Here is a 9,265-nt window from a genome sequence, read left to right on the forward strand (position 1 = left end):
CAACTCGCCAGTCAAGCCACCACGGTGGCGGCCTGACTTAAACCAATCAGCCTCCACGAATCCCGGGGCGATTCAGTCTTCTCACTCGAGTGGAGTCATACGCCTACGGGCCACCGCGCAGGGTAACTACAGAGGGAAAAAGGGTGCCTCATTCAGTATCGGCTCTTTTATTTTCATCATCATCAGGCAGGCTCTTCATGACCAACCGCGCACAGAATATTTTCAAACCAGAATTTCGTTTCGGCCTTGGTGGCGTTCCACTCGGTAATGAATTTGAAAAGCGCACCGACAGCGACGCACAGGCTACTCTAGAGGCTGCATGGTCGATGGGCGTTCGTTACTACGACGTTGCTCCCTGGTACGGGCTGGGGCTTGCGGAGCGCCGCTTCGGGCACTTCCTCCACAACCAGCGGCGGGACGACTATCTGCTGTCCTCCAAGGTCGGCAAGCTTTTCAAGGCGTCGAAGGACAACAACCACGCTGACATGTTTCCGCTTTCCGACTCGCCGAACAACCTTGTCATTGATTACACGGCGGACGGCGTGCGTCGCTCGATCGAGGACAGTCTGCAGAGGCTGGGTGTTTCTCATCTGGACATCGCGTTCGTCCACGATTTGTCGCCCGATTTCGCGTTTTTCCCGGATGGAGGGTGGGAAAAGCAGTACGACATCGCGCGAAAGGGTGCATTCCCCGCACTGTCCAAAATGCGCGACGAGGGGATCATTCGTGCCTGGGGCGTTGGCGTGAATACGCCCTTTGCAATTCTCAAGGTGATCGAGGATGCGGACCCGGATGTCTGCCTATGCGCGCGCCAGTACTCCCTCATCGAACACGCCAATGCGCTCAACGAGGTACTTCCTGCGGTGCGTGCGAAGAACGTGTCACTCGTCATGGCTTCAGCGCTCAACGCAGGTTTGATCTCCGGTAGCCCGCGCTACAACTACGGCAAGGAAAACTTCAACATCCCGCCGGAGGTAATTCAAAAACTCGCCCAGTTGCGTGCCGTAGCAGCGCGTCACGGCGTTGATCTGCGCACTGCAGCCCTCCAGTTTTCGAGCGCCCCTGCTGAGGCGGTTGCACTAATCGTGGGTGCCGGCAGCGCACGCGAGATTCAAGAAAACTGGAATTCGATGCAGACGAAGATCCCTCCAGAGTTCTGGAGCGAACTCAAACAACAAGGACTCATCGAGCAAAACGCGGCTGAGCCAGCATTGTGACGCGACCACCACCCGCATGCGGCAATCCGTGCAGGTGCGCGTCGCTGCGGATTTGAATAAACTGCTGCGATCAGCACATCAGCTCATCAGCCCATCAGCCCATCAGGCCGGCGCCGAAAATAGCGTTCTTCATGATGAATCCGTGGAAGCAGGGGAAGCCATCATCATGGCTCAGTTGGCGATGCTCCACCGGGGGCGCCATGCGGCGGCCGGTACCGTAGCGAGATCGCGCAGCTGCTGGTCGTCGGACAGGGGCTGCCGGGATGCAAAGCAACTGTTCCATCGACGCACGCGCGCTGAGATCAGGCAGATCGACGACCCGCCAGCGCGCGATTGCACCAGTCCTAGGATGAGATTACGCCGTCCGGCCGGGCGTTGCAGCCACAGCACTGTCCGCGCCGAAGTAGAACTGAGCCACCGGGGGTGCGGCGGAATTCTTGGACTGGTTATGCCGTGAGGCCCAAGCTTCTTCGGTAGTCGATAGGACTGCGCGCGCCCAAGGACAGAGCCCAAACCCTTTGAATTGATCCTCCTTGCTTCCGCGGCGCCATCAATGACCCGTTGTGGAATATGCACAAGTTCGCCTCCAGTCAACGCGTCAATCTGAATCTTGCGCGCGTTTTCAAAGGTGTACATGTTGAGGAAGGCTTCGGATACCGAACGACCGACAACGAGCAGCCCATGGTTCCGGAGCATAAAAAAGTTGTTTGCGCCGAGATCCGTCTGCAAGCTTAGCTTTTCCTCGTCTTGGACAGCGACGTCTTCGTAGCTGTGATAACTCAAGGAGGGCAGCACAAATGTGCTTTGCTTACTGATAGGCAGAAGCCCATTCTTCTGCGCTGACACCGACACGCCGGCTCGGCTGCGTGTGGCGCGCGCGGGAAGCTGAGTCAAGCCTGTCAGTGAATCGAAGGCATGGCGCCGGTTGCGCGTTCCAGCCGCAAAAGATCAGGAATGAGGAACGGTGCCAGTTGCCGAGCCATGGGAATGTGATCGTCGCGATACCAGTTCGCCTCGTGCTGCAGGTTCAGCACCGCCAGGCACTTGCCGTCGAACATGACCGGCACGCTCAGGGCCGATGCGAGGCCGAGCAAGCGGATCAGCTCATGGTCCGGGAATGCCCACGCAATGTCCGCGTCGTTGCGGCCGATCCAGCTCTCGCCGCTATGGATCACTCGATCGCCCCAGGCCGTCACACCCATGCGTTTAAGTCGGTTGACGGGGTAGGCGTCCAGGTTGTCCGAATAAACTCGGACGGTATCCTCGCGATTCGCACACACTAGCAAGATGGTGAACAGTTTGTGGCCGATGCGCTTCTGCAGCAGGTCGGCGGCGTCGCGCAGAAGCTCGGCCGGTTCGTGCGGGCGGACCAGCGTAGCAACCAGGCGCTCCGGAGATGAGACATCAGGCAGATTCATGTTTCTGGGATCCCGTGTTGGCGCTTGCGCGGCGCAGCCGCTCTGGCAACATGCCCTGCGGCCTCAAATGCATCAGCGCGATGAGAGCGGCGGCGATCACGATCTCGCGCAACGAGGCGATTTGTACCCCGCTCAGGCCGGCAATATGGTCGGCCGCGAAGCGCGTGCCTTCGAGGAGGAAGTTGACGAACAAGGCGCCCAGGATTGCGCCGGCAGGCCGGGTGTAGCCACCTGCGGTGACGGCCAAGAATATGTAGATGGTGATCAGGGGCGTGAAGAGGTCGGGCGCGATGTAGGCGGTGTAGTGGGCGTACATCGCGCCCGCCAGGCCGGCCAATGCGCTGCCGAGCATGAAAGCTTTCATCTTGAACGAAAGCACGGCCTTGCCGGCCACGGCGGCGACTTGGTTGTCGTCACGCACTGCTCGCAACACCCGGCCGAAGGGCGCATCCACAAGGCGGCGAACCAGTATGTAAGCGAGACCGACCACGGCCCAAGTCAACGCAAAATAAAACAGGTTGAACTGATCGCCGAGCGACGCGCGCATCGGCGCCGGAATCTCAGAGATGCCATCGATGCTGTTGGTGAGCCAGGCCTCATTGACTGCGACCAGCCGGATCACTTCGGCAAAGGACAGCGTCATGATGGCCAGGTAATCGCCACGCATGGACCGCGTCACCCAAGTCAGCGCCATGCCGACCAACGCTGTCAGTGCCATAGCTGCGAGCCAGCCCATCGCGATCGGCACGGGAAGATTCTTGGTCAAGAGCGCCGAGGCGTATGCGCCGAGTGCGAAAAAACCCGCCAAGCCCAGGTTCACCATGCCGGTCTGCCCCCAGATGACGACCAAACCCAAGCCGAGCAATGCATAGATGCCGGCGATAGTGGCGGCAAAGAGCAGGTAACTGGTCACGATCTCAGGCCTTTCGTCCGAACAGACCCTGCGGCCTTAGCGTCAGCGTGAAGGCGATGGCAATGAAGCCAACGGCGCTGCTGTATGTGGGCGAGATGACGAGCAGCGAGAGCTCCTGCGCGACGCCGATTAGCAGCGCGCCAGCGACGGCCCCGGGAATGCTGGTCAGCCCGCCAACCACGCTGGCCGCGAACACGATTAAGAGGATGCGCGAACCCACCAGCGGGTCGACGCTGGTCTCCAGCGCGAGCAGCATTCCGCCTGCCCCGGCCAGGCCCATGCCGACAAAAGTCACGGCGAGCGCCACCTTCTCGGCGGAAATACCCTTCAGCCTCGCGAGATCGGGGTTGTCGGCAACTGCGCGCATGGCCTTGCCCGCGCGGGTAAAGCCGAAGAAGCCGAATAGGACTGCCACCATGCCCACCGCATAGGCCAAGTTGATGGCCTGTTGCTGGCTGATCTGAAAGCCTGCGACCGTCGCGTCGCGCATAAGCGGCAGGTCAAAACTGTGGTGATCGTTGCCGATGCCAAAGCGCACCGCGCTTTCCAGCGCCATGTTGAGCGCAATCGAGGCGATCGCCACCATCATCGCCGCGTCGGCCCTGCGCATCTGCCTCAGTCCGCGCAGGGCGACGCGGTCGCTCACGATGCCCGCCGCACCGGCTGCCACTACTGCCACCACGAGGCACGCGGGTACCGGCCAGCCGAACTTGATATTGACTAGATAGCCCGCGACGGCACCAAGCGTTGCATGCGCGGCGAAGGAGAAGTTGGCGAAACCCATCACCGCGAACATCAGCGTCAGTCCGAGCGCCGGCAGCGCCAGCACGGAGCCGGAGATGATGCCGTTCAGCAGGTGCTGCAGGAACTCGTGCATGGCTTTCTCAACGGTCGGCGCTCAGGCGATCTTGATCAGGTTGATCTTGCCGCCACGGATCTGTTCGTAGCGGAAGAACGTATTCATCACATCGCCCTTCTCGGTGAACTCGCAGGACCCGCTGGCACCGTTGTAGTCGACTGGCTGGCCGGCATTGATGAGCTTGATGCCATCCACCGCGTTGTCCACGGGCTTGCCGCCCTTGGCATGCGTCGCCGAGCGAATGGAGTCCCTGATGCCGGTGCCGGTGGCCTGCTTGGCTTTGGCAATCGACATAAGGACCAGGTTCGCGTGGTCATAGATCTGGCAGCTGTACGGATCGAGCGAATCGGTCTTGAGCAGTCGCAGTAGGCGCTTGTACGACTCGGCGCCCACGGCGGGCGATGAACCGATCATGTAGACGTTTTCCAGCGTTTCAAGCGGCACCGCCTCGACCAGCTTCTGGTTGACGCCGAAGGCCATACCGACGATCTTGCCCTTGTAGCCGGCGCGGAAGAGGTCCTTGACGACCACTGCGGTGTCGGGCACATAGCCGCCCAGCACGATGAAGTCGGGGTTGTCGCGCAGTACCTGGCCAATCTCGGTGCGGTAGCTGCTTTTCTTGTCTTCGTACAGCAGCGTATGCGACACATGGCCGCGCTTTTTCATCTGCTGCTCAATGGTGTCGCCATAGGACTGTGACAGCGGCGTCTGCGGACCCATGAAATAAGCGTTCTTGCCGCCCTGGTCGGCGATGAAGTTGGCGAACACCGCGCCCAGCAAGGCAGAGGTGGGCTGCGTGCGCACGATGTAACCGTGGTGTGGCATGCTGGTAATGGCCTCGCCGCCCGAGACGGTCGCGAGAAAAACCTTGTTTTCATAGCACAGCGGCGCGACCGCAGTAGTCACCGAAGAAGCCCAGGTGCCGATGATCGCGCAGACTTTGTCGGCGTCGATCAACTTGCGCGCAGCGCGGACCGCGGATTCGGGATTGGTCTGATCGTCCTCGACCAACAGTTGGACCTTGCGGCCGAGCACGCCGCCGGCCGCATTCACTTCATTAACCACAAGTTCCGCCGCGCGCTGCATGGTCGGGCCATAGGCGCCGCCGCCGCCTGTCAGCGGAATCAACGCCGCAATCTTGATAGGCTCGCCGGTCTGGGCGCGAGCCCAGCCGGGCAACGCCAAACTCGCTGCCATCGTGGAAGACAGGGTAATGACGCGACGGCGTGTGGGCAGGTCTGAATGATTCATGGAATACCTTGGAAGTGATGTGAGCGGTTTAAAGATGGGCGGTTTCAGGCTGGCCGCCCAGGAACAGGCGTCGCGTTTCGGGGTCAAGAACCAGGTCGGACGCAACGGCATCGCGCACCTTCTGGCCCATCACGAAGACGATGCCGCGCTGTGCAATGGCAAGAGCCGCGAGCGCGTTCTGCTCGATCATCAGCACCGCGATGCCATCGCGGCTTAACTGGCTCACGGTGTCGAACATCGCACTGGCCGCAACCGGCGACAAGCCGGCACTCGGCTCGTCGAGCAGGAGCACGCGCGGCGCCATCATCAGCGCGATCGCGAGTGCAAGGGTCTGCCGCTGCCCGCCCGACAAAGTACGGGCTGGCAGACGCAGCCGGTCGGCCAGCAGCGGAAATCGTGCCAGTTGCTCATCGATGCGCCGCTTGACGTCGCGCGGCTTCAGGTAGCAGCCGATTTCCAGGTTCTCGCGCACCGTCATCGACGGGAAGACGTTGAATTCTTGGGGGACGAAGCCTATTCCCGAGGCCGACAGTGCTTGGCCGCCGGTGAGCGGCCGGCCATCCATTTCTATGCTGCCACTGTGGAAATTCACGAGGCCGCAGATCATCTTCAGGAAGGTCGACTTGCCCGCGCCGTTGGGCCCGATGATCACGGCGAAGTCCCCGGCGTCGAGCGCCAGGTCGATGCCCTTGACGATGTCCTCGCCGCCGTAGCCGCCCTTCAGGCCCTGGATCCGCATCAGGGTCATGCGCGTACCACTCCCAGATAAGCTTCCTGCACGCGCGTGTCTGCGGCAACCTGATCAAAATCGCCGCGCGCCATGAACGCGCCTTCAGCCATGACGATCACTTCGTCGCACAAGCGGCGGATAAGCGCCATGTCGTGCTCGATGAGGAGGATGGTGAGGCCCTCCTGCTGCAATGCGAGGAGGTGGTCGCCGATCTCGTTGACCAGCGTCGGATTCACGCCCGCCATGGGCTCGTCGAGCAGCAGCATTTGCGGATCAGTCATGAGCGCCCGGCCAATCTCCAGCAACTTCTTCTGCCCCCCGGAGATGTTGCCAGGCAAGGAATCGACGATGCGCTCGAGCTTCAGGCGCCGCGCAACGGTCCACGCCTTTTCGCGCAACTGCTCCTCGCGTTGCGCTGCGGCTCGCCAGCCGAGCAGGCCGGCCAGCAACGCCTCGCCGGGTTGGCGCTGTCCATACAGCAGAAGGTGATCGAACACCGTCATCCGCGCGAAACCCCGAGCGAGCTGGAAGGTGCGGATCAGGCCGCAAGCGGTGATTCGATCCGGCGCAAGCCTGGTGATCGGCCGGCCGTCGAACACGATGACCCCGCCGGTGGGCCGATACAGCCCGGAGATGCAGTTGAACAGCGTAGTCTTGCCGGCGCCGTTGGGACCGATGAGGCCGGTGAGCGTGCCGCGCGCGATGTCGAATGAAGCGCCTGCCAACGCCTGCACTCCACCGAAGTGCAGGGACACGTTCTGTAACGACAGCAGCGTCATGGACGGTGGGCGACGGGTGCCTGTGTCCTGCGCTCGATCAGTGGGCCAAGTCGTCGAACTGGATTTCGCCACCCTTCATCACCAGCGGGATGCGCTCGCCCTGACCAGTCAGGCAGGCGAGGTCCTTGAACGGGTTTCCGTCCACCACGATCGCATCGGCAAAGGCGCCCGGGATCAGGCGGCCGAGCTTGCTCGTCATGTTCAGCACTTCGGCGCCGATGGTTGTGGCGCTGGCGATAACCTCGGCTGGCGACAGCACTTGCGCGCGAAGGGTGAACTCGTCGCTCTGCAGTCGATGCGACTCACCCAGCAAGTCGGTTCCGAAACCCATCTTGACGCCCGCGCGCTGAAAGATCTCGAGCGAACGCAGGCCGGCGTCACGCACGCTGGCGATTTTGACAGCGCTCTCCGGCGGCAAACCATACTTCTCACCTTCGACCGTCAGCGCCTCGTAGGTGACGAGTGTCGGCACGGCAAACGCATCGTGCTCAGCCATGACGCGCGCGGTTTCGGCATCTACGAGATTGCCGTGCTCGATGGTGCGCACGCCGAAGCGGACGGCACGCTGAATCGATTCGGGCGTGTAGGCATGGGCCATAACGTAAGTGCCGCGGGAGCGCGCCTCGGCCACGATGGCGCGAATCTCGTCCTCGGAGTAACCGAGCGCGCCGATCGGGTCTGTTGGAGAAGACACGCCGCCCGACGCCATGATCTTGATTTGATCCGCTCCCATCTGCAGCTCCTGGCGAACGGCGCGGCGCACCTCGTCGACCCCATCGGCGATCCGACTCAAGGCGCCTACGCGGATGCAGCAGGCGCATGGTGTATCCATCGCTTGGAAGTCGTAACGGGCCCGCACATCGCCATGGCCGCCGGTCTGGCTGAGCGATCGACATGCGATGAACAGACGCGGGCCGACGGCCAGACCCTGCTCGATCGATTGCTTAAGCGACAGGCCGGCGCCGCCGGCATCGCGCACTGTGGTGAATCCGCGCCGCAGCATACCCCGCAGGATGGGCAATGCCTTGAGCGTGACGAACACATTAGGCAGTGTCACTTGTCCGGGCAAGTTGTATTGAATCGCGATGGTGTGGACGTGCAGGTCGATCAGGCCGGGCATCAAGGTCTTACCCCTGAGATCGATCGTGCGCGCGGCAGACGACTGGAGCGGACGGTCCGAGACTTCCTTGACCAGGCCGTCCTCCACAAGCACGCTGTGGCCCTCGAGCAATTCGGGATTCAACGGATCGAGCACGGATGCGTTGATGAACAAAAAGCTGGCCATGCGAATTCTTTGCCTCTAAATACTTAAGCACCTAAGATATGCGGATAAATGCTCGGGGTCAAGACACTTAAGCGTCCGCCAGCGGACTTGGGAGATCAATGAAGGCTCGACAGCAAAAGGCCGCCACACAGGCCGTCGACTACAAATGGGCGTTCTACAACGCGCCTGTCGGGCAGGCGATCGGCCGGCACCGCGTCGTGGTGGACTGTAACGCTGTGTTCGAGGCGATGTTCCTGGTGTGCCGCAAGGAGATCATCGGCCAGTCGTTCCAGGTTATCTACCCTACCGAGGTGGACTTCGCCAAGACCGGCCACCGGATCACGCCAGCGCTGAACAGCACCGGCCGCTATACCGACCACCGCGTCATGCGGCGCGCGAACGGCGACCTCTTTTGGGTTCAGGTGAGCGGCTACGTGCGCAACCGCGAGGATCCGTTCGAAGAAACGCTATGGGCCTTCACCGACCTCAGCCGCGGCGGCCAAGTCGAATCTCCCCATCACATCGCCATGACGCCGCGCGAACGAGACATCGCGGCGCTACTGATGGAACGACGATCGGGCAAGGAGATAGGGAAGGCGCTCGGGATCAGCCCGCGCACGGTAGACGTTTACAAGACTAGGTTGTTGAGGAAATATGGGGTGACATCGAGTGAGGAGTTGGTGAACAAACTACTTTAGGGCTACGCTTATGTGGGCGCCTTCCGGATTGCAAGAACTCGTGCGTGTGAAGATCCAGGAGAGCTGGCCCCATTCGTCTGAACAGATTCCGAATCTTTTTAAGTGGATCCTGCGGGGTCAGGCTGCCTCGGCCGAA

General features: G+C 61.5%; 10 protein-coding genes. 2 read left to right on the forward strand and 8 right to left on the reverse strand.

Annotated features, from left to right (window positions below; genetic code table 11):
• Positions 1–197 precede the first annotated feature (197 nt).
• Positions 198–1,217: an aldo/keto reductase gene (locus tag QN413_RS26415; protein WP_323499545.1), complete on the forward strand. Its 1,020-nt coding sequence runs from the start codon at positions 198–200 to the stop codon at positions 1,215–1,217.
• Positions 1,218–1,388: 171 nt separating this feature from the next.
• Here the strand turns inward: QN413_RS26415 and QN413_RS26420 are convergent, their stop codons facing one another.
• The 8 genes from QN413_RS26420 to QN413_RS26455 are packed head-to-tail and all read right to left on the reverse strand — an operon-like array spanning position 1,389 to position 8,452.
• Positions 1,389–2,111 carry a class II aldolase/adducin family protein gene (locus QN413_RS26420; protein ID WP_323499546.1) on the reverse strand — a complete coding sequence of 241 codons (723 nt, stop codon included), beginning with the start codon at positions 2,109–2,111 and terminating at the stop codon, positions 1,389–1,391.
• Positions 2,112–2,116: 5 nt separating this feature from the next.
• The gene (locus QN413_RS26425; protein WP_323499547.1) at positions 2,117–2,635 is read right to left on the reverse strand and encodes a GAF domain-containing protein; all 519 of its coding nucleotides are present in this window, start codon (positions 2,633–2,635) and stop codon (positions 2,117–2,119) included.
• Positions 2,622–3,548, reverse strand: a complete 927-nt coding sequence (locus QN413_RS26430) for a branched-chain amino acid ABC transporter permease (RefSeq protein ID WP_323499548.1) — start codon at positions 3,546–3,548, stop codon at positions 2,622–2,624. Before QN413_RS26430 ends, QN413_RS26425 begins: the two co-directional genes overlap by 14 nt.
• A 4-nt stretch (positions 3,549–3,552) precedes the next feature.
• On the reverse strand, positions 3,553–4,425 hold the full coding sequence (locus tag QN413_RS26435; protein WP_323499549.1) for a branched-chain amino acid ABC transporter permease: 873 nt from the start codon (positions 4,423–4,425) through the stop codon (positions 3,553–3,555).
• Positions 4,426–4,446: 21 nt separating this feature from the next.
• The gene (locus QN413_RS26440; protein ID WP_323499550.1) at positions 4,447–5,658 is read right to left on the reverse strand and encodes an ABC transporter substrate-binding protein; all 1,212 of its coding nucleotides are present in this window, start codon (positions 5,656–5,658) and stop codon (positions 4,447–4,449) included.
• 28 nt (positions 5,659–5,686) lie between these two features.
• Positions 5,687–6,406 (reverse strand): ABC transporter ATP-binding protein, encoded by a 720-nt coding sequence (locus QN413_RS26445; RefSeq protein WP_323499551.1) that lies wholly within the window; start codon positions 6,404–6,406, stop codon positions 5,687–5,689.
• Positions 6,403–7,167, reverse strand: a complete 765-nt coding sequence (locus tag QN413_RS26450; protein WP_323499552.1) for an ABC transporter ATP-binding protein — start codon at positions 7,165–7,167, stop codon at positions 6,403–6,405. The genes QN413_RS26445 and QN413_RS26450 overlap by 4 nt, the downstream gene beginning before the upstream one ends.
• A gap of 37 nt (positions 7,168–7,204) precedes the next feature.
• Positions 7,205–8,452 carry an amidohydrolase family protein gene (locus tag QN413_RS26455; protein ID WP_323499553.1) on the reverse strand — a complete coding sequence of 416 codons (1,248 nt, stop codon included), beginning with the start codon at positions 8,450–8,452 and terminating at the stop codon, positions 7,205–7,207.
• A 98-nt stretch (positions 8,453–8,550) separates the two neighbouring features.
• Between QN413_RS26455 and QN413_RS26460 the strand changes: the two genes are divergently transcribed.
• Positions 8,551–9,129 (forward strand): PAS and helix-turn-helix domain-containing protein, encoded by a 579-nt coding sequence (locus tag QN413_RS26460; protein WP_323499554.1) that lies wholly within the window; start codon positions 8,551–8,553, stop codon positions 9,127–9,129.
• Positions 9,130–9,265 lie beyond the last annotated feature (136 nt).

It is taken from the genome of Variovorax sp. LG9.2, from assembly GCF_035018885.1.
Classification (GTDB): domain Bacteria; phylum Pseudomonadota; class Gammaproteobacteria; order Burkholderiales; family Burkholderiaceae_C; genus Variovorax.

Coding starts and splice junctions, on each gene's coding strand:
- QN413_RS26455 (WP_323499553.1), bottom strand. CDS start 8,452: ATGGCCAGCTTTTTGTTCATCAACGCATCCGTGCTCGATCCGTTGAAT.
- QN413_RS26460 (WP_323499554.1), top strand. CDS start 8,551: ATGAAGGCTCGACAGCAAAAGGCCGCCACACAGGCCGTCGACTACAAA.
- QN413_RS26425 (WP_323499547.1), bottom strand. CDS start 2,635: ATGAATCTGCCTGATGTCTCATCTCCGGAGCGCCTGGTTGCTACGCTG.
- QN413_RS26435 (WP_323499549.1), bottom strand. CDS start 4,425: ATGCACGAGTTCCTGCAGCACCTGCTGAACGGCATCATCTCCGGCTCC.
- QN413_RS26440 (WP_323499550.1), bottom strand. CDS start 5,658: ATGAATCATTCAGACCTGCCCACACGCCGTCGCGTCATTACCCTGTCT.
- QN413_RS26415 (WP_323499545.1), top strand. CDS start 198: ATGACCAACCGCGCACAGAATATTTTCAAACCAGAATTTCGTTTCGGC.
- QN413_RS26450 (WP_323499552.1), bottom strand. CDS start 7,167: ATGACGCTGCTGTCGTTACAGAACGTGTCCCTGCACTTCGGTGGAGTG.
- QN413_RS26445 (WP_323499551.1), bottom strand. CDS start 6,406: ATGACCCTGATGCGGATCCAGGGCCTGAAGGGCGGCTACGGCGGCGAG.